The organism is Pseudomonas sp. AC255 (assembly GCF_979258175.1).
This window is the reverse complement of record NZ_OZ409841.1, coordinates 109349-129253: the sequence shown is the minus strand read 5'-3', so window position 1 is coordinate 129253 and position 19905 is coordinate 109349. Positions and strand designations below refer to the sequence as shown.

Sequence of the window (19905 nt, the reverse complement as noted above, 5' to 3'; positions counted from 1 at the left end):
CATTCTTTGTCGAGTTATTCATGAGTCCAAAGATACCCCGCAAGACGCCTGTTACAACGCCGCATCAAACTGATCCGCACGCACCGGCACCACATCGCCCCTTGATCGATGCCAGCGCCGTTGAAATATCGAGAAGGACCGGTGGTCACGACCAGACGCTGCCCACAACAACTTCCGGCAGCCCCCTCGCCGATGCAAACCCGAGACTTCCGGCGATCGAAATCTTTCAGTTACCGACACACGGCGCTTATCGTTCGGAACATTCCACTTCAATAAACGATTACTGGTTGTCAGAGGCTTTTCTGCGTGGGATGAAGCCCGCTGACCCCGATGGATTTCGCTGGGTCGTTGGCAGAAAGTTCGTCGACGTCGAATATCAGGGCGCTTTGCAAACCACTCACGTCGGCGTGGATGAAACCGGCGCATGGCGCAGCAAGTTGCTGACCGAGCGCGTGCCCTCCGGACCGCTTTTGTATAAAAACGCAGACAGCCCCACCTGGCGCCTGACCGAACATCCAGCGCCGAAGCGAGCACGGCTCGCCCCCGCGACAACGCCCATCAATCAAAGCCGTTACAGTCCATCGGGGCGTTCGCCGGATGCTCAGGGTTACTACGAAATGCATCCGCTTTTTGCAGCGCGCACAGACGCCCCCCTGTTCGCCTTCAGGGATTCATTTGGCAATTTCATTCCGGTAGATCCTCCGTTGGGCGGATTCGCGGCGTCGCCGACCCACCTCAAACAGTGGACCGATCATGAGATCTGGCAGCTATATGGCTTGCAGGGCCAGGACATCGCGCGCTTTCGTGTCGAAGCTCAGGCCAGCGGCATGCCGCCACAGTGGGCACATCCCACAACCACCGGAAATCCGCTGACCGATCTGCTGCGCGACTCACTGCGCTGGCTGCATCCGCAGATGAGCCGTGCAGAGCGCGAAGCCTTTCTGCAATCGTTCAATCTGCTGCCCAGGCAATTGACCCGCTTGCAGCAGGAGATGAGCGACCATCTGGCGATTCCAGCCTGGGCACTGGCGCACAAGCGCCTGTTGGATGACATCACCCACCCGCAACGCTTTGAGCAATTGGCCACAGATGCGGTCGAGCAGCTCAACCTCAAGCACAATGCCCGCCACGACTGGTACGACGCCGAACAAGGCCTGACCCCCGAGGTCCGCGAGGCGCTGTTGAAACAGCTCGGTTACCTGCGCAACAAACACAATTGCCTGTATCGCACGGACATCCCGGCACTGTTTCGCGGTGACGAGCGCACGCCGTTCGAGCTGGCGAATGACGGCACCATGCTGCCCCGCTACCACCACAAACCCGGCGCCACCACGCACAAGCCGATCAGCGCGACGTTCAGTCTCGAGCAGGGCCAGATGTATGCCAGCGCCCCCGATCCCGCATACCTGCGTTTCAACAGCCAGACCCATAAATATCCGGGACGCGACGCGGGTGACAGCAGCTCAGACAGCGGCGCAAGCGACGCCGATGATTCAAGCAGTTCCTCATCCGACTGGTCTGATCCTGAGAGTCCAGTCGCCTGGGATCACGAGCGGGGTTATCGGTCCTCACGCACGCGGCAGACAGAAATGTTCATGTACGCCCTCGACACGCGCAATCTGGAAGTCGTCCCGCACGAAGAGAACATGGCGTTCAATTCCGCTGCGCGTGAGAACCCGCCGACCTGGTTTCCCTCCGACGATTTCGAGGGGCTGATTTCGGTCACCCGCAGCGGAGTTCCAGCCGAGCGTATCTGGTTACTGAACACAGACCTGAGCAAAGGCGCCAGAGTCGCAGACATCAAGGAACAGGCCGGCGCGGACGCTGAGCGCATCGAGGCGGCGACCCATGCCGGGCATGCCAACAAATTCCAATACGACCGACTGATCGACAAAGTGGAAGCGGCGGGACTGCCAATCCTCAGGCTGTCGGGCAACAAGAACGAGTTTGCATACGACATCGCCTGGCCCTGAACCGGGCACGCCCATACAACGCCGGAGAGGAGACCGGCCCCCTCATGCACACCATTAAAGGATTAATACGTGTCGAAACTCATCGTCCCTGCGACCCATATCGCCCACGTTCGCGCACTTGAAGTTACCCCCATCGACGTCTCGGCGAATCCCCATGCGCCGCCCACCCATATGCGCAATCAGACGCAGGCGCCTGACATTGATCCGTCGCTTCGCAAAACCCTCAAAGCCCTGGACAAGCATCTGGGCCTGCTACGCATCGGTGAGATCATGATCAGTCGGGTCGAATTGCAAGCGCTGGGGGCGACCATTGACGGTCAACCGGTCAGTGCGGCGAACGCCCACATCAAGAGCGTGGATCAGGCATTTCTCGACGGACTCAATTTTCAATCGGCGCAGGTGCAGTCGCGCTTGCAGGCCGTGGATTTCCCAGACAATGACATGGCGGCAATGCTGTTTTACGAAATTGCCTGCAAGCGCTCGGTGGATGCCGGCCCACTGTTCATCAGTGATAGGCCGCTGGTTTCCGGCAGCGCCATGGATCGCCTCAACAAGCTGGGCAAGGCTGCGCAAAAGCTGGAAATCCACCGTGCGGACGCGTTTGAAAACGCACCGGGCTGGATCAACAAGAGCAAAAGCTATTTGATGAGCGGCGCGGGAGTCGGCATGCAAGCCTTCGGCATCTACAGCAGCTACATGGCGCTGACCGATGCGATCAAGAAAGGCGAGGCACTGGAAATGCTGTACTACGGCGGATCCATCGCTGCAGAACTCGGCTCGCTGATCATCGAGCAGGGCCTGACCAGAACAGGCCAGGCGATGCTCACTCAGGGCAGCAACGTACTGAAGGGTTTTGCGCTGACCTCAATCGGCAAATACATGAGCCGTGGTGCGGGACTGTTCGCCAGCGCGATTACCTTGCCGTTCGACATCGTTGACGCGATCAAATCCTTCAACGCCGCCGCCGCGACATCGGGCAAACAAGCTCAGGATCATTATTTCAGCGGTGCCCTGAGTGTAGCGGGCGCGGGTATCAGCCTGGTGCTGGGCGTCGCCGCGCTGGCCGGCTTCGGCAGCGTTGCCGGCCCGCTCGGCCTTGCGGCCGCTGCGCTGCTCATCAGCGGATCGATGGTTTATCAGGCCGCCAGGGTCGTCGACGATATCGACGACTACATCGAACTGACGACACTCGAGCGTCTGCGCTCGGGATGGTTCGCCTTCACCGGCAAGGAACTGGACACCGAGGTGATGGATCGCTTCAAACTGTCCAGGCTTTACAGTGACTATGGAAAACAGCTCGAACTGTCGGCGAAAGACATGCTGGCCGGTGCTTACAAGGACTCCATCGCACAGGTAGTCAATGGCGCGTTTCGCGCTGAACTGCGCCCTGTCGAACTGTGGCGTTACCAGTGGGACGAAAGCGCCGGGCAGTTGCCGTTCAGACTCGACAGCCAGGCGGTGATCGTCGGCGGCGACGATGCAGTCGACGCAAGCCTCGGACTACCCGACAACCTCAAAGGCATGGTCAGCGGCAGCCCAGGCGAAGGCAAAGGCGTGTTCTGGCGCCTGGGTGATGGCAACGACCGCGTGGTTGGCGTCAAGGCGCGGCCCAACCTCTTCACCTACCGCGACGGCCATAAGGCACTGACGGGCGGCGACACAAATGATGCGTTCTACCAGGAAGTCTCTGATCAGGAACTGGATCGATCGAGCAAACCGCCGCACATCAATGTGCTGGATGGCGGCTCGGGCAACGACCTGGTTGCGTTCGAAGGCGTCCGCCCGATTACCGACACGCGTTACATCGGTCACGACGTCAACCTGCAAACCGGCAAGGTCTCACTTCGCGGCCCGGACTCTGCGAACGACACCCTCGAAGTCGCCCACCTGACCTCCATTGAAAACGTTGCGACCTTGCGCAAAGGCACGAGCACTATCACGGGCAATGACCAGCCCAACCAGATTTCCGCCAACGGTTACGACCGCATCAGCGCCGGCGACGGCAACGACACGATCGCAATCTCTGGTACCGAGTGCACGATAGAGGGCGGCGGCGGCGAAGATCGCTATTACATCGCCGACACCAATGCACGTACAACGATCATCGAGTGTGGCGACCATTCGAGCCTGATCGAATTCGGCTGGCCGATGGCGGTCATTCAACGCTGGCAAATCATCGGCACCTCACTGGTGGTCAACTCCTTGCGCGGCAGGGACGGCAGCGACCCCGACCATGTGCTGACCCTTGAAAACGTCTATCGGACAGTCAACGGTCAGCGCCAATTGAACAATGCTCGGTGGGTGTTCCGCACTCTCGATGGCTATGAACTGCGCGCGCAACTGCCCACTCGACCTGGTGAAGCGTTGAGTCAGGACATCGAGGTTGCCGTCACTGTCAGCGGACGGCCGGCACCCGCCCCGGCAATCGTCAACGGTGGCACGGTGGCGCTGGACGGTCAGGGCGTGCAGCGCCACTTCGTCGCACGTACCGAGCACAGGGTCGAATTCGTCGCCACAGGCAACGCTACCGGCGCCCGTACCATTTACCTGGATTACCAGGACAGCGAGATCGTCGACGTGGTGGTCAGCTATGGCGTGGAATTGCGCCAGGGTGTTTCGGGCAATACGCACCTGACCTACAACAACATCAGCCTGTCGATTCTGCTGCCATCCAGAGTGCTGGCCTTCAAAGGCGTGATCCAGACGATTGCCGCCGCGACGGGCTACAGTGGCCAAAACAGCCTGAAGGTCACGACACCGCTTCTGGCCCGGGACATCGTGCTGGTCATGCAGGATGACGTTTCATACCGCGTGCAGGTGCCCGCGTTCGATTACCGGGACGACGCCAGAAATCCCGGCATCCGAGTGCTCAGCTCGCGGAGCTGGTTGAAGCGGCGCAACGGAAAATATCCATTCATCCGCCCGCTGGTCAGCGAGAAACCATCACTGGGCGCCCAGAACAGCAAAGTGGTCATCGAATCGCGGCCGCACACCGGGATTTATCTGCTCGAAGGCAAAAGCGCGACTTACGACGTTTATCTCTCCAGCAACAGCATCCTGCGTCTGGCCACACCGGGCGCTGCGGCAAAAACGGCCAATGCATCGAGATGGAATCTGTTCACCCGTACCCTGACAGAAACCGTCACGCGCGCCGACATTCAGCTCCAGGGCAACCGCCTGCGCATTGCCAGCGTCACGGTGGAGTTGCCGGACATCTTGGATGACACTCCGGTGGAGTGCATCGGTGTGGTGACGTCAGCCGGCAACATTTATGAAGTCTCGCTGCTGTTTGAGGTGTTGCAGCTGTATGTGATCGATGCTCGTGGCTACGCCAGTGTCGAGGCATTGCTGACGGATATCGACAAGCACAAACAACGCCACGAACTGGCCGCGCGGGTCTACGTCACCCACATCGGCTACAAACCCGAGACAGTGGGCACGCTGGTTTACAACTCGGTGAGCAATCAATGGAGCCTGCTCAATGATCCGCAAGAGCGCGTCAACCGCGACGGTCTGTTCATCCCAGTCAACATGAGCTGACGGTGCGCTGCCGGTTTCAACATCGTGCCAGGGTGGGCCTGCGCTGATCTTCGTTTGCGCCTTGAGTCATGCGTTTTGCAAGTGAAACTAGGCGAACAGTTCGCCCTGCAACTCGTCGAGTAATGCCTGGATCGCATCCAGCCGTTGCTGAGGGTCGTCGAGTTGCAGCAGATCGATCTTGTCTTCTTCGGCGAACGGCAACAGGTAGGCAAGCTGATTGGCCAGTGACTGTTGACCGGCAGCTTCAGTGCCCATGTCCAACGCTTCGACCATCGGGTGTTCGGCCAGCGCCTTGAGCAGCGCGACCAGATCGGCGTCCTCGTCCTGCAACGGTTGCTCGGGCTCATCGTCCAGCCATTCGACGTCGGCGACGATCAACTGATCGCGCTGCACTTCGGTGCGCAACACCGTGAAACGCCGCCCGCCCTGGACGCGAATGCCGAGCAGGCCGTTGTCCTGTTGCTGGAAATCGGTGATCCGCGCTTCGCAGCCAACCATTGCGAAACCTTCCGGCGCGACGCCGACTTCGCTGCCCTCAAGGATGCACACCACCCCGAAGCCGACGCCCTGTTTCATGCAGCGGCCGATCATGTCGAGGTAGCGCGCCTCGAAGATCTGCAGATCGAGGTTGCAGCCGGGGAACAGCACCGTGTTCAGCGGAAAAAGCGGCAGACTCATAGACATTTCCTTACACCACCATCGACACCGCCAACGGCAGGAACACCGCCGTGGCCACGCCCATCAGACTCATTGCCAGCGCGGCGAACGCGCCGCACTCATCGTTTTCCTGCATCGCCACCGCCGTGCCGACCGCATGAGCGGTCATGCCCAGCGCCATGCCGCGCGCTTCAGGGCTGTGCACGCCGAGGCGGGTCAGCAGCGCCGGGCCGAAGATCGCGCCGATGACCCCGGTGATCAATACAAACACCGCTGCCAGCGCCGCCACACCGCCGATCTGCTCGGCAACCAGCATGGCGATCGGCGAAGTCACCGATTTAGGCGCCATGGTCATCAGGATCATGTGATCGGCACCGAACCACCAGCCCAGCGCCACGCCCATGCCCGTTGCGACCACCCCGCCTATCACCAGCGTAGTAAAAATCGGCCAGAACAATTGCCGGATGCGGCGCAGATTCAGGTAGAGCGGCACCGCCAGCGCCACCGTGGCCGGCCCCAGCAGAATGCTGAGGATTTCGGTGCTCTTGCGATACTCCGCGTAGGTCAGGCCGCAGCCGACCAGCACACCGATCACCAACAACATGGAGACCAGCACCGGTTGCAGAAAGATCCAGCGGGTTTTCTCGAACGCCGCCAGCACCAGTTGATAGGCACCGAGGGTGATGCCAATGCCGAACAGCGGATGGTGAATCACCGACGCCCACGCGCCTTGCCAGTCGAACAGCATCAGGATTCCTCCGCCGGCGGCGCATGACGTTTGACCAGCCGTTGCATAAGCACGCCGGCAAAGGCCATCGACAGGATCAGCGAGACCACCAGCGCGCCGACGATCGCCCAGAAATCGGCGGCAATCGCCGTGGCATACACCATCACGCCCACCGCTGGCGGCACCAGCAGCAACGGCAGATAACGCAGCAGGCTGCCCGCCGCCTGATTCAGCGGCTCGCCGACTTCACCGCGAATGATCAGGAACACCAGCAACAGCAGCAGCCCGATGATCGGCCCCGGCAATATCGGCAACAGCAAATGATTGAGCGCCGTGCCGAGCAGTTGGAACAGCACCAGCAGGGTCAGGCCACGTAACAACATCTGACATCTCCGTCTTCTATTTCACCCAGCAGGGGCTCGGCATTATAAGCATGCCGGCGCTATGGACCGGCATTCGCCAAAAGCATGGTCGGTTGACCTGAGCAAATCGCCATGATGATCTACAGTGGTTCGCAGGCCGGTCAAATCCGCCCCCTGAAAAACTATAAAACCGATGAACCCAAGGAGAGTCTCAATGCCCTATGTTCCCGTTGCAGAGCTCAAAGATTATGTCGGCAAGGAACTTGGACGTTCCGAATGGCTCACCATCGATCAGGAGCGCATCAACCTGTTCGCCGAAGCCACCGGTGATTTTCAGTTCATTCACGTCGATCCGGTCAAGGCCGCGCAAACGCCGTTTGGCAGCACGATTGCCCATGGTTTCCTGTCGCTGTCGCTGATGCCGAAACTGATGGAAGACATCCTCGTGCTGCCCGAAGGCGTGAAGATGGTCGTCAACTATGGCCTGGACAGCGTGCGTTTCATCCAGCCGGTCAAGGTCAATTCGAAAGTCCGACTGAAGGTCGACATGGTCGAAGTGACCGAGAAAAAACCCGGCCAGTGGCTGCTCAAGGCCACCGCGACACTGGAGATAGAAGGCTCGGACAAACCGGCCTACATCGCCGAGCCGCTGTCACTCTGCTTCGTCTGATCATCCCGGATGCGAAGCAGCGCACGCTGTTTCGCGTCACGTCTGTATATATGCGACGCATAGCTGCGGCATACTCGGTCGCCTAATTGCCCGGATCCCGCTATGCGCTCAATCGCTCGACTTGCACCCCTTGCCCTGACCCTGATGCTCACCGCTTGCGGCGACGGCGAATCGCTGTTGCCGCCGGATGCGCGCCTGCCCGATGGCGGTCGCTATCGCGGTGAACTGGTCGACGGCTTGCTGCAAGGTCAGGGCCGCGTCGACTACCCCAACGGCAGCTGGTACGCCGGAGAGTTCGACAAGGGTCAGTGGCACGGGCAAGGCGAATGGCATGGCAGCAACGGCGAGGTCTATCGCGGCCAGTTCCAGCAAGGTCTGTTTGATGGACAGGGCAGCCTGAGCACCAATGCCAGCAGTTATACCGGTGGTTTCAAGCAGGGCCGGCGCGATGGCGAAGGCACGCTGAAAGAAAACGGCATGACCTATCGCGGCGAGTTCAAGGCTGACCAGTATTCCGGCCTCGGCCGTCTGGAAATGGACGACGGCAGCTCCTATCAAGGCCAGTTCGCCCACGGCAAACCCAACGGCGAAGGCCAGCGCGGCGATGCCAGCGGCAATTCGTTCACGGGCCATTTCGTCAACGGTCAACTGGAAGGCAACGGCACTTACAACAGCGCCGACGGCGATATCTACGTCGGCGGCTTCAAGAACAATCAATTGCACGGCAAAGGCCGCTACGAGAACGCCGACGGCGACGTCTGGCTCGGCCAGTTCAAGGAAGGCGCGCTGACCGGCAAGGGCGAACTGATCGGCGCTGATGGCAGCCATTACATCGGTGTGTTCAATGACTGGCGCTTCACCGGCCAGGGCCGTTTGAACCTGGCCGATGGCAGCTTCTACATCGGCGGCTTCGACAACGACAGCTATTCAGGACGCGGTACTCTGGTGCTGACCGATGGCAGCGTGCTCAGCGGCACCTGGATCAACGGCCAACGCGTACGCGACGCCGACGGCAAATTACTCCCCGACACTCTCGAACTCGGTTTGCTCGCCCAGGGTCGTCTGCTCGACGAGGCACTGGCGGCGATCCCCGCTTCGACTCCGGCAGTCGAGTTGTACACCCTGACCCTCGGTGGCGACGGCAAGCAAAGCGTGTTCCTGCGTGAATCCGATTACGTCGCCAACATGCTCAGTACGCGCTTCGGCGCCTACGGCCAGATCCGCCTGGTCAATCATCGCGATCATCTCGGCGACCGGCCGATGGCCACCCGGGAAAACCTGCGCCGCGCCGCGCAAGCCCTTGCCGAACGCAGCGGGCCGGAAGACCTGCTGTTCATTTATCTGACCAGCCACGGCACCGCCGAACATGAACTGGTGCTCGATCAGCCACGCATGGAACTGGCCGACCTGCCAGCCGATGAGCTCGCCGCCGTGCTCGCGCCGCTGAAGCATCGCGACAAGGTCATCGTGATTTCCTCGTGCTATTCCGGTGGATTTATCCCGGCGCTGAAGGACGAACGCACGCTGATCATGACTGCCTCGCGCGCCGATCGGGTGTCGTTCGGTTGCTCGGAAGAAGCCAACTTCACTTATTTCGGCGACGCGCTGTTCGCCCAGGCGCTGAATCAGACCGACGACCTCGAACAGGCATTCAAACTGGCCAAGGCCACCGTTGCCGAACGCGAGCTGGCCGACGGTTTCGAAGCCTCGGAGCCGCAGATCTGGGCGCCGAAAACCGTGCTGTCGCATTGGCAGCTGCTGCGAAAACAGCAGGCGCGCAAAGCGTTGCAAAGCAGCGCATTGAACGACGCGGCGAAAAAAGGCAACTAAGCTGAACAGTATCAAGGGAGAGACACTATGTACTTGACGCCTCAGCACGTATTGCTTGCCGGAGCCACCGGACTGACCGGTGAACATCTGCTCGACCGTTTGCTCAACGAACCAACCATTACCCGTGTCCTCGCCCCTTCGCGCCGGCCGCTGGCCGAGCATCCCCATCTGGAAAACCCGGTCGGCGACCCGCAAGCGTTTCTACCGCAGCTCAGTGGCCGGGTCGATATCGCCTACTGCTGCCTCGGCACCACGATCAAGCAGGCCGGCTCCGAAGAAGCCTTTCGCGCAGTCGATCTGGACATGGTCGTGGCGTTCGCCAAGCGCGCCCGGGAGATGGGCGCGCGGCACCTGATCGTGATCAGTGCGATTGGCGCCGATCCGAATTCCTCGGTGTTCTACAACCGGGTCAAAGGTGAAATGGAACAGGCCCTGCGCGCGCAGAACTGGCCGCAGCTGACCATTTGCCGACCTTCGCTGTTGCTTGGCGAACGCACCGAACCACGCCTGGTCGAGCAACTGGCCGGGCCATTGTCGAAGCTGATTCCGGGGAAATACCACGGCATCGAAGCGTGCCAGTTGGCGCGAGCGATGTGGCGCCTGGCGCTGGAAGAACAGGATGGGGTGCGGGTGATCGAATCGGATGAACTGAGGAAGCTCGGCAAATAATCCATCCACCCATGAAGATCGTTCCCACGCTCTGCGTGGGAATGCAGCCATGGACGCTCTGCGTCCTAAAAAGCGTGACGCGGAGCGTCACAGGATGCGTTACCACGCAGAGCGTGGGAACGATCAGTCGCTACAATCCACCAGTCGCTTGAAAACCTACTCCAATCACCGTCAGCAACGACAACGGCAACAACAGCGTATCGAGCAACGCGCTGGCCGGCAGGTCCACTCCCGGATAGCTCGGCGCCTCGGCACCGAACCGGTCCATCGCACAACACCCGCCGTTCAACGCATACAAATCCAGCCGCGTCCCGGCATACACCACCGGTGCGCCGGGTTTCGCTGCATCCAGCGTGCGCACGGTAGCGCATCCACCCAATTGCAGCGCCAGCACAAGCACCAGCAGCTTATTCATCGCTGCTCAAGTGATGCTCGCCCCAACGCGGCAGCATGTCCTGCGGGATGCCGAGCAGATTGAGAATCCGCGCCACAACGAAGTCGATCAGATCATCGATGGTCTGCGGCTGGTGATAGAAGCCCGGCGAGGCCGGCAGAATCGTCACGCCCAGATTCGACAGCTTGAGCATGTGCTCCAGATGAATGCTCGAGTACGGCGCCTCGCGCGGCACCAGAATCAACTGGCGGCGCTCTTTCAGCGTAACGTCCGCCGCGCGTTCGATCAGGTTGTTGCAGGCGCCGGTGGCAATCGCCGACAGCGTGCCGGTCGAACACGGCACCACCACCATGGCTGCCGGCGAGCCGGAGCCCGAAGCCACCGGCGACATCCAGTCTTCCTTGCCATACACCCGAATCTGCCCGGCAGCGGCGCCGGTGTATTCGGTCAGAAAGGCCTGCATCATCTGCGGCTTGTTCGGCAGGGACACATCGGTCTCGGTGGCCATCACCAGTTGCGCGGCCTTGGAGATCAGAAAGTGCACTTCGCGATCTTCGCGCACCAGGCAATCGAGCAGGCGCAAACCGTACTGCGCGCCCGAGGCGCCGGTCATCGCCAGGGTGATGCGTTCCGGTCCGCCGGCCTGGGAAAACGTATTCATTGCAGCGCCTCGGCAAGCTTGCCGTGCAGGCCGCCGAAGCCGCCGTTGCTCATGATCACTACGTGCGTGCCGGGCTGCGCCTGGCTCTTCACGCGCTCGATGATGCCTTCCAGCGAATCGCTGACGATTGACGGCACGGTGCATAACGCTGCAGTGGCGCCGAGGTCCCAGCCGAGGTTGGCCGGGGCGTACCAGATCACCTGATCGGCATCGACCACACTGTCCGGCAAACCGTCACGGTGGGCGCCGAGCTTCATCGAATTGGAGCGCGGCTCGATGATCGCAATCAGTGGCGCGTCGCCGATGCGTTTGCGCAGGCCATCAAGCGTGGTGGCGATAGCGGTCGGGTGGTGAGCGAAGTCGTCGTAAATGGTGATGCCGCGCACCTCGGCGACTTTCTCCATACGGCGTTTGACGTTCTTGAACGCACTCAACCCGGCGATGCCCATCGACGGCACGACGCCAACGTGACGCGCGGCGGCCAGAGCAGCCAGGGCGTTAGCGACGTTGTGCTGACCGGTCAATTCCCACTCGACGGTGCCCTGGGACACGCCTTCAAACATCACTTCGAACGCCGAGCCGTCCTCGCTCAGCAGCTTGACCTGCCACTGACCGCCGGCGCCGGTGGTTTGCACCGGGGTCCAGCAACCCATCTCGATCACGCGCTGCAAGGCCGGCTCGGTGGTCGGATAGATAACCAGCCCTTCGCTCGGAATGGTGCGCACCAAGTGGTGGAACTGACGTTCGATTGCTGGCAGATCGGGGAAGATGTCGGCGTGATCGAACTCAAGGTTGTTCAGGATCGCGGTGCGCGGACGGTAGTGGACGAATTTCGAGCGCTTGTCGAAGAAGGCGCTGTCGTATTCATCAGCCTCGATCACAAAGAACGGCGTACCGCCCAGGCGCGCCGACACCGAGAAATTCTGCGGCACGCCGCCGATGAGGAAACCCGGGCTCATCCCGGCATGCTCCAGCACCCAGGCGAGCATGCTGCTGGTGGTGGTCTTGCCATGCGTACCGGCCACGGCCAATACCCAGCGACCTTGCAGCACGTGGTCAGCCAGCCACTGCGGGCCGGAGACGTACGGCAGGCCTTTGTTCAGCACATATTCCACCGCCGGGTTGCCACGGGACATGGCATTACCGATCACCACCAGATCCGGCGCCGGATCGAGCTGTGCCGGGTCATAACCCTGCGTCAGCTGAATGCCCTGGGCCTCGAGCTGCGTGCTCATCGGCGGATAGACGTTGGCGTCGGAGCCGGTGACGTGATGACCCAGCTCTTTGGCCAACACTGCCATCGAGCCCATGAAAGTCCCGCAGATACCCAGAATATGAATGTGCATAGTCGACCTCGTAAAACATGGCCGCAGGTTAGCGTAGGGAGGGGGAAATGGCACTCTTTAGCTGAAGGATGGAGACGGGTTGGCGGCTACATCTGCGCACGGTTTCAGACCGCAGCCCCTCACCCCAGCCCTCTCCCGAGGGAGAGGGAGCCGATCTCGGTCGCTTTCAAATTTTTAGTTCGGCTCGATATTTCAGGTCGGCGTAAATCGCCAAAACACCTCGGTCAGTCCCCTCTCCCTCTGGGAGAGGGTTAGGGTGAGGGCTTTCAGCTGACACGCCGCTCAATTCCGTGTTTACGCAGTTTTCTATAAAGGGTGTTGCGGCTTACGCCCAGTTGCTGCGCTGTATGGGTCATGTGCCAGCGCGTCTGCTCCAGCGCATTGAGCAATGCAAGACGCTCGGCGTCGTCCAGTGGCTGGGCGGCGATCTGCGCCGCCACAACCGCCGGTCGCGCCTGCCGAATCATCACCGGTAAATCCTCAACGCCGACCCGCCCGCCATCACACAACGCCGCCAGGGTGCGCAGGACATTGCGCAACTGCCGCACATTGCCCGGCCAGTTGAATGCCAACAACGCCTGCCGCGCCGGTTCGTCGATCAGAATCGTTTCGCCCCCTGCCTCCTCGGCCAGGAGAAAATCCAGCAACTGCGATTTATCACTGCGCTCACGCAATGCCGGCAACGCCACTTCCAGCCCGTTCAAGCGGTAATACAGGTCTTCACGGAAACTGCCGTCCTCGACTCGTTCGAGCAAATTGCGGTGCGTCGCGCTGATGATGCGCACGTCCACCGTTTGCGGTTCGCCGCCAATCGGCACCACTTGCCGATCCTCCAGCACCCGCAGCAAGCGCGTCTGCAAGGCCAGTGGCATGTCGCCGATTTCGTCGAGGAACAAGGTGCCGCCATCGGCCTGTTGCAGCTTGCCGCGCATGCCGTCCTTGCGTGCGCCGGTGAAGCTGCCGCCGCGATAGCCGAACAGTTCGCTCTCGATCAGGCTTTCCGGAATGGCTGCGCAATTGAGTGCGACAAAAGCATTGCCGCAGCGCTGGCTGGCCTGATGCACTGCCTTGGCAAACGCCTCCTTGCCCGAGCCGGTTTCGCCGTTGATCAACAGCGGCACGTCGCGCTCGAACACGCGCAGGGCTTTGCGAAACTCCGCCTGCAACGCTTCGTCGCCGAGGCAAATGCCGGACAGGCGGGGCGCTGGAGCAGTGATTGGCGTTGGAACAATGGCAGTAGGTTTGCGCGATTCACCGCGCAACACGGCAAACAGATGCCGGCCATCACGGGTGCGCAGCGGCCAACTGGCGCTGGCGTTGGCACTCGCGCGACCAAGCAGGTCATCCAGCGAACAATCGAAAAACGCTTCCACCGATTTACCGAGCAAACCGCCGCGAATATGCCCGAGCAGGTTCAGCGCACTCTGGTTGACTGCGCTGATCCGCCCTTCGCCGTCAAACGCCAGCAGCCCTTCACTGAACAGGCCGACGGACTCGGCCTGCAGATGAAAACGCAGCAACCATTGATTGTCGAAACAGCGCAGGAAGTAGCAGCTCTCGATCATCTTCGCCGACAGATTGACCAGCGCCATGGTGTGGAACTGGCTTTGCCGTGAAACGTCCGGCCGCGCCGAGGACACGTCGAGTACCGCCAGCAATTCTCCGTGCGGATCGAACACCGGGCTCGCCGAACAGGTCAGCCCGGTGTGGCGGCCGCGAAAATGCTCGTCCTGGTGAATGGTCAGCGCCTGACGCTCGACCAGGCAGGTACCGATGCCGTTGGTGCCTTCGCAGGCTTCGCTCCAGTCAGCGCCGAGCCAGAGACCGGCGCGCTCGAAAATCTTCCGTTCGGCCGGCGCGGTCACGCAATTGAGGATCACACCGCGCGCGTCAGTCAGCAGCACCGCATGGCCGGCGCCGGACAGTTGCTGATGCAGGCTGCTCATCTCGGTGCCGGCGATTTGCAGCACTTGCTGCAGACGTTCGCGACTTTCCAGCACTCGGCCATGCTCGAGCACGGTCGGCGCCATGGTCACAGAAGGATCGAGGTGATAGTCCTCAAGGCAGCGCAGCCACGAACGGGCGATCGATGGATCGGCGCCGGGGCCGTGCACGTGCGGTTTGCCCTGGGTGACGGTGAGAACCTGGCGGGCATGGCGACTCAAATGGTTGTCGTGCATTTCTTATTGTTCTCCCCGGGGCGCGACGGCCCAAAGCATGAGGTGACGCCCAGCATCCTCCAGCCACCGACGCATTGCAATGCTGGCAAGACCGTCCGGTCACGGGCTGTGTCGCAAGCGGTACAAATTGTCACCCGCGCTGTACCGAAACCGTCACAGCGGCTCTCCATTCGTCCGAGACAAACCGGCCAAGCCCTTGATTTGCCTGACCTGCACGGCAGTGGCCCGGCCCTTGCTCTACGCTTAAAGCAAGCGCACTTGCGCGTTTCTCTAATAAGTACAAAGCCAAGGAGAACATCATCATGCGTTACGCCCATCCCGGTACCGACGGCGCCAAAGTCTCGTTCAAGAGCAAGTACGGTAACTACATCGGCGGCGAATTCGTCGCGCCGGTCAAAGGTCAGTACTTCACCAATACCTCTCCAGTCAATGGCCAGCCAATCGCCGAATTCCCCCGCTCCACCGCCGAAGACATCGACAAGGCGCTGGATGCTGCCCACGCCGCCGCCGATGCGTGGGGCGCCACTTCCGTGCAGGCACGCTCGCTGATCCTGCTGAAAATCGCCGACCGCATCGAAGAGAATCTCGAACTGCTGGCGATCACCGAAACCTGGGACAACGGTAAAGCCATCCGCGAAACCCTCAACGCCGACATCCCCCTGGCCGCTGACCATTTCCGTTATTTCGCCGGTTGCCTGCGCGCCCAGGAAGGCAGCGCTGCGGAAATCGACGGCAACACTGTGGCCTATCACATCCATGAACCGCTGGGCGTGGTCGGCCAGATCATCCCGTGGAACTTCCCGCTGCTGATGGCCGCGTGGAAACTTGCGCCAGCGCTGGCCGCCGGTAACTGCGTGGTGCTCAAACCTGCCGAGCAAACCCCGCTGGGCATCTGCGTGCTGATGGAACTGATCGGCGACCTGCTGCCGCCGGGCGTGCTCAACGTCGTGCAAGGCTTCGGTAAAGAGGCCGGCGAAGCGCTGGCGACCAGCAAGCGCATCGCCAAAATTGCCTTCACCGGCTCGACCCCGGTCGGCTCGCACATCATGAAATGCGCAGCGGAAAACATCATTCCGTCGACCGTGGAACTGGGCGGCAAGTCGCCGAACATATTCTTCGAAGACATCATGCAGGCCGAGCCGAGCTTCATCGAAAAAGCCGCCGAAGGCCTGGTGCTGGCGTTCTTCAACCAGGGCGAAGTGTGCACCTGCCCTTCCCGCGCGCTGGTGCAGGAATCGATCTACGACGAATTCATGCAGGCAGTGATGAAGAAAGTCAGCCAGATCAAACGTGGCGACCCGCTGGACACCGACACCATGGTCGGCGCCCAGGCATCGGAGCAGCAATTCGACAAGATCCTCTCGTACCTGGAAATCGCCAAGGGCGAAGGTGCGGAACTGCTGACCGGCGGCAAGGTGGAAAAACTCGAGGGCAGCCTGGCCACCGGTTATTACATCCAGCCAACCCTGCTCAAGGGCACCAACAAGATGCGCGTGTTCCAGGAAGAAATCTTCGGCCCGGTGGTGAGCATCACCACCTTCAAGGACGAAGCCGAAGCCCTGGCGATTGCCAACGACACCGAGTTCGGCCTCGGCGCCGGCCTGTGGACCCGCGACATCAACCGCGCCTACCGGATGGGCCGGGCGATCAAGGCCGGTCGCGTGTGGACCAACTGCTATCACCTGTACCCGGCGCATGCCGCGTTCGGCGGTTACAAGAAGTCCGGCGTCGGGCGTGAAACCCACAAAATGATGCTCGACCATTATCAGCAGACCAAGAACCTGCTGGTGAGCTACGACATCAATCCGTTGGGATTCTTCTGATCCTGCGATGCTGATCGTTCCCACGCTCTGCGTGGGAATGCAGCCCGGGACGCTCCGCGTTCCTTCAAAGCCGAACGCGGAGCGTCCGTTGATACATTCCTATGCTGCGCGTGGGAACGATCAGGTTCCTGGCTGTAGCCGGGCCAATAAAACAATAAAAATGGTGAACCCTATGCCAAGCGAATCCCCGGCCGGCGCTCCGGCGACCGGCTCCTCCGTCGACTTCGAAAAAGTCGGCACCGATTATTTCCAACAACGCGAACTGAAAAAAGGCGCCGCCGGCTGGGTCCTGCTGGTGGGCCTCGGCGTCGCTTATGTGATTTCCGGCGATTACGCCGGCTGGAACTTCGGCCTCGCCCAGGGTGGCTGGGGCGGGATGTTTCTCGCCACGCTGCTGATGGCGACCATGTACCTGTGCATGTGTTTTTCCCTGGCCGAATTGTCGTCGATGATTCCCACCGCTGGCGGCGGCTACGGTTTCGCCCGCAGTGCGTTCGGGCCGTGGGGCGGGTTTCTTACCGGCACCGCGATCCTCATCGAATACGCCATCGCCCCCGCCGCCATCGCGGTGTTCATCGGCGCCTACTGCGAGTCGCTGTTCGGTATTGGCGGCTGGATGATCTATCTGGCGTTCTACATCATCTTCATCGCCATCCATATTTTCGGGGTCGGCGAAGCGCTCAAGCTGATGTTCATCATTACCGCGGTCGCCGCACTGGCGCTGGGGGTGTTTCTGGTGGCGATGGTGCCGCACTTCGACGTTGCCAACCTGCTCGACATCCCGGTGACCACTGCGGTCGGCGCCAGTCCGTTTCTGCCGTTCGGCTACGTCGGCGTGTGGGCGGCGATTCCCTATGCGATCTGGTTTTTCCTCGCCGTCGAAGGCGTGCCGCTGGCCGCAGAAGAAACCAAAAACCCCAAGCGCGATCTGCCGCGTGGCCTGATCGGGGCAATGCTGGTGCTGCTGATGTTTGCCCTGCTGATTCTGATCGTCGGCCCTGGCGGCGCTGGTGCGAATTCGCTGCTGACCTCCGGTAATCCACTGGTCGAAGCACTGAGCAAGGCCTACGGTGGCTCGACCTGGATGGGCAGCTTCGTCAACCTTGTAGGTCTGGCTGGGCTGATTGCCAGTTTCTTCTCGATCATCTACGCCTACTCGCGGCAGATCTTCGCGCTGTCGCGGGCCGGTTACCTGCCGCGCAAACTGTCGCAGACCAACAAAAGCAAGGCACCGGTGCTGGCTCTGGTGATTCCCGGCATCATCGGCTTTGGTCTGTCGCTGACCGGCCAGGGCGATTTGCTGATTCTGGTCGCGGTGTTCGGCGCGACCATTTCCTATGTGCTGATGATGGCCGCACACATCACCCTGCGTATCCGGCGCCCCAAAATGGACCGGCCGTATCGCACGCCGGGCGGCATTTTCACCTCGGGTGTGGCGCTGGTATTGGCGTGCATCGCCGTGGTGGCGGGTTTCCTCGTCGATCCACGGGTGGTGATCGGCGCCGCGATCATCTATGGAGTGTTAATTGCTTACTTTGCTTTCTACAGTCGGCATCACTTGGTAGCGGGCACGCCGGAAGAAGAATTCGCGGCGATTCAAAAAGCTGAACAAGCCTTGCACTGATTGTCGAAAACCACGGCGCAGAGCTGTTCTGCGCCGTCACGGAGAACGCTGAATGGCCAGTTTTGCTCACACGGTCGGCGCGCAGACTTACCGCTTCGACAGCCTCAAAGACGTCATGGCCAAGGCCAGCCCCGCCCGCTCGGGGGACTTTCTCGCCGAGATCGCCGCGCTCAACGACGGCGAACGGGTGGCCGCGCAAATGGCCCTGGCGGACATCCCGCTCACCCACTTCCTGCAGGAAGCGCTGATCCCCTACGAAGCCGACGAAGTCACCCGGCTGATCATCGACACCCACGACAAACAAGCCTTCGCCGTGGTCAGTCACCTCACCGTTGGCGGCTTTCGCGACTGGCTGCTCAGTGACGCGGCGGACGAAACCAGCCTGCGCGCCCTCGCCCCCGGCCTGACCCCGGAAATGGTCGCCGCCGTGTCGAAGATCATGCGTGTACAGGATCTGGTGCTGGTCGCGCAGAAAATCCGCGTGGTCACCCAATTTCGCGGCACCCTCGGTTTGCGCGGGCGCCTGTCGACCCGCCTGCAACCCAACCACCCGACCGACGAGCCTTCCGGCATTGCCGCGAGCATTCTCGACGGCCTGCTCTACGGCAACGGCGATGCAATGATCGGGGTCAACCCGGCCACCGACAGCATCGCTTCGATCTGCGCGATGCTGGAAATGCTCGACGCGATCATCCAGCGCTACGACATCCCGACCCAGGCCTGCGTGCTGACCCACGTCACCACTTCGATCGAGGCGATCAACCGTGGCGTGCCGCTGGATCTGGTGTTCCAGTCGATTGCCGGCACTGAGGCAGCCAATGCCAGTTTCGGTATCAACCTGAATGTCTTGCAGGAAGGCTACGACGCCGGGCTCAGTCTCAAGCGCGGCACCCTCGGGCAGAACCTGATGTATTTCGAAACCGGTCAGGGCAGCGCGCTGTCGGCCAACGCCCACCACGGCGTCGATCAACAGACTTGCGAGACACGGGCCTACGCCGTGGCGCGACATTTCAAGCCGTTCCTGGTGAACACCGTCGTAGGATTTATCGGCCCGGAATACCTCTACAACGGCAAGCAGATCATCCGCGCCGGCCTTGAAGATCACTTCTGCGGCAAGCTGCTCGGCGTTCCGATGGGCTGCGACATCTGCTACACCAACCACGCCGAAGCCGACCAGGACGACATGGATACCCTGCTGACGTTGCTCGGCGTCGCCGGGATCAACTTCATCATGGGCATCCCCGGCTCCGACGACATCATGCTCAATTACCAGACCACTTCGTTTCACGACGCCTTGTACGCCCGCCAGACCCTGGGCCTGAAACCGGCGCCGGAGTTCGAGCAATGGCTGGCCAACATGGGCATCTTCACCCAGGCGGACGGCAAGGTTCGCTTCGGCAACAACCTGCCGCCGGCCTTCCGCCAGGCCTTGGCGCACTTGGGATGAGT

The 19905-nt window shown here is 61.2% G+C and carries 15 protein-coding genes; 8 read left to right on the top strand and 7 right to left on the bottom strand.

Annotated elements, in window-relative coordinates:
- Positions 1-101 precede the first annotated feature (101 nt).
- Entirely contained in the window at positions 102-1973 is a 1872-nt protein-coding gene (locus ACZZ0K_RS00670) for a hypothetical protein (protein ID WP_463558930.1), read from the top strand.
- Positions 1974-2042: 69 nt separating this feature from the next.
- A complete protein-coding gene (locus tag ACZZ0K_RS00665) occupies positions 2043-5513 on the top strand; it encodes a calcium-binding protein (protein WP_258707240.1) in 3471 nt (1156 codons plus the stop codon).
- Positions 5514-5600: 87 nt separating this feature from the next.
- Here the strand turns inward: ACZZ0K_RS00665 and ACZZ0K_RS00660 are convergent, their stop codons facing one another.
- Genes ACZZ0K_RS00660 through ACZZ0K_RS00650 form a run of 3 tightly spaced genes read right to left on the bottom strand, consistent with a single transcriptional unit; the run spans position 5601 to position 7280 of the window.
- A complete protein-coding gene (locus ACZZ0K_RS00660) occupies positions 5601-6191 on the bottom strand; it encodes an LON peptidase substrate-binding domain-containing protein (protein ID WP_150742315.1) in 591 nt (196 codons plus the stop codon).
- 10 nt (positions 6192-6201) lie between these two features.
- Complete coding sequence (locus ACZZ0K_RS00655) at positions 6202-6918, bottom strand: LrgB family protein (RefSeq protein ID WP_016773013.1); 717 nt, start codon at positions 6916-6918, stop codon at positions 6202-6204.
- A complete protein-coding gene (locus ACZZ0K_RS00650; protein ID WP_016773012.1) occupies positions 6918-7280 on the bottom strand; it encodes a CidA/LrgA family protein in 363 nt (120 codons plus the stop codon). Before ACZZ0K_RS00650 ends, ACZZ0K_RS00655 begins: the two co-directional genes overlap by 1 nt.
- Positions 7281-7473: 193 nt before the next feature.
- Between ACZZ0K_RS00650 and ACZZ0K_RS00645 the strand changes: the two genes are divergently transcribed.
- From ACZZ0K_RS00645 to ACZZ0K_RS00635, 3 genes are all read left to right on the top strand, one after another.
- Positions 7474-7929, top strand: coding sequence for a MaoC family dehydratase (locus ACZZ0K_RS00645; RefSeq protein WP_016773011.1), 456 nt, complete (start codon positions 7474-7476; stop codon positions 7927-7929).
- Positions 7930-8031: 102 nt separating this feature from the next.
- A complete protein-coding gene (locus ACZZ0K_RS00640) occupies positions 8032-9759 on the top strand; it encodes a C13 family peptidase (protein ID WP_056790669.1) in 1728 nt (575 codons plus the stop codon).
- Between the two features lie 27 nt (positions 9760-9786).
- Positions 9787-10428, top strand: a complete 642-nt coding sequence (locus tag ACZZ0K_RS00635) for an oxidoreductase (protein ID WP_016773010.1) — start codon at positions 9787-9789, stop codon at positions 10426-10428.
- A gap of 130 nt (positions 10429-10558) precedes the next feature.
- Here the strand turns inward: ACZZ0K_RS00635 and ACZZ0K_RS00630 are convergent, their stop codons facing one another.
- The 4 genes from ACZZ0K_RS00630 to ACZZ0K_RS00615 form a co-directional block, all read right to left on the bottom strand.
- Positions 10559-10843 carry a YceK/YidQ family lipoprotein gene (locus ACZZ0K_RS00630; protein WP_095181909.1) on the bottom strand — a complete coding sequence of 95 codons (285 nt, stop codon included), beginning with the start codon at positions 10841-10843 and terminating at the stop codon, positions 10559-10561.
- A complete protein-coding gene (gene ubiX / locus ACZZ0K_RS00625; RefSeq protein ID WP_041477713.1) occupies positions 10836-11483 on the bottom strand; it encodes a flavin prenyltransferase UbiX in 648 nt (215 codons plus the stop codon). The genes ACZZ0K_RS00630 and ubiX overlap by 8 nt, the downstream gene beginning before the upstream one ends.
- The gene (mpl, locus tag ACZZ0K_RS00620) at positions 11480-12829 is read right to left on the bottom strand and encodes a UDP-N-acetylmuramate:L-alanyl-gamma-D-glutamyl-meso-diaminopimelate ligase (protein ID WP_056790674.1); all 1350 of its coding nucleotides are present in this window, start codon (positions 12827-12829) and stop codon (positions 11480-11482) included. The genes ubiX and mpl overlap by 4 nt, the downstream gene beginning before the upstream one ends.
- A gap of 266 nt (positions 12830-13095) precedes the next feature.
- Positions 13096-15009 (bottom strand): sigma-54-dependent Fis family transcriptional regulator, encoded by a 1914-nt coding sequence (locus ACZZ0K_RS00615; protein WP_258707242.1) that lies wholly within the window; start codon positions 15007-15009, stop codon positions 13096-13098.
- Between the two features lie 302 nt (positions 15010-15311).
- Between ACZZ0K_RS00615 and exaC the strand changes: the two genes are divergently transcribed.
- From exaC to ACZZ0K_RS00600, 3 genes are all read left to right on the top strand, one after another.
- A complete protein-coding gene (gene exaC / locus ACZZ0K_RS00610) occupies positions 15312-16832 on the top strand; it encodes an acetaldehyde dehydrogenase ExaC (RefSeq protein ID WP_024014465.1) in 1521 nt (506 codons plus the stop codon).
- 172 nt (positions 16833-17004) lie between these two features.
- A complete protein-coding gene (gene eat / locus ACZZ0K_RS00605; protein WP_024014466.1) occupies positions 17005-18456 on the top strand; it encodes an ethanolamine permease in 1452 nt (483 codons plus the stop codon).
- A gap of 52 nt (positions 18457-18508) precedes the next feature.
- On the top strand, positions 18509-19903 hold the full coding sequence (locus ACZZ0K_RS00600) for an ethanolamine ammonia-lyase subunit EutB (protein WP_039761855.1): 1395 nt from the start codon (positions 18509-18511) through the stop codon (positions 19901-19903).
- Positions 19904-19905: the final 2 nt, after the last annotated feature.

Bases quoted from the DNA above. Each gene is read 5' to 3' on its own strand.
- ACZZ0K_RS00615 (WP_258707242.1), bottom strand. From the start codon at position 15,009: ATGCACGACAACCATTTGAGTCGCCATGCCCGCCAGGTTCTCACCGTC.
- ACZZ0K_RS00645 (WP_016773011.1), top strand. From the start codon at position 7,474: ATGCCCTATGTTCCCGTTGCAGAGCTCAAAGATTATGTCGGCAAGGAA.
- mpl (WP_056790674.1), bottom strand. From the start codon at position 12,829: ATGCACATTCATATTCTGGGTATCTGCGGGACTTTCATGGGCTCGATG.
- ACZZ0K_RS00640 (WP_056790669.1), top strand. From the start codon at position 8,032: ATGCGCTCAATCGCTCGACTTGCACCCCTTGCCCTGACCCTGATGCTC.
- ACZZ0K_RS00600 (WP_039761855.1), top strand. From the start codon at position 18,509: ATGGCCAGTTTTGCTCACACGGTCGGCGCGCAGACTTACCGCTTCGAC.
- exaC (WP_024014465.1), top strand. From the start codon at position 15,312: ATGCGTTACGCCCATCCCGGTACCGACGGCGCCAAAGTCTCGTTCAAG.
- ACZZ0K_RS00635 (WP_016773010.1), top strand. From the start codon at position 9,787: ATGTACTTGACGCCTCAGCACGTATTGCTTGCCGGAGCCACCGGACTG.
- ACZZ0K_RS00630 (WP_095181909.1), bottom strand. From the start codon at position 10,843: ATGAATAAGCTGCTGGTGCTTGTGCTGGCGCTGCAATTGGGTGGATGC.
- ACZZ0K_RS00655 (WP_016773013.1), bottom strand. From the start codon at position 6,918: ATGCTGTTCGACTGGCAAGGCGCGTGGGCGTCGGTGATTCACCATCCG.
- ACZZ0K_RS00660 (WP_150742315.1), bottom strand. From the start codon at position 6,191: ATGAGTCTGCCGCTTTTTCCGCTGAACACGGTGCTGTTCCCCGGCTGC.
- ACZZ0K_RS00650 (WP_016773012.1), bottom strand. From the start codon at position 7,280: ATGTTGTTACGTGGCCTGACCCTGCTGGTGCTGTTCCAACTGCTCGGC.
- eat (WP_024014466.1), top strand. From the start codon at position 17,005: ATGCCAAGCGAATCCCCGGCCGGCGCTCCGGCGACCGGCTCCTCCGTC.
- ubiX (WP_041477713.1), bottom strand. From the start codon at position 11,483: ATGAATACGTTTTCCCAGGCCGGCGGACCGGAACGCATCACCCTGGCG.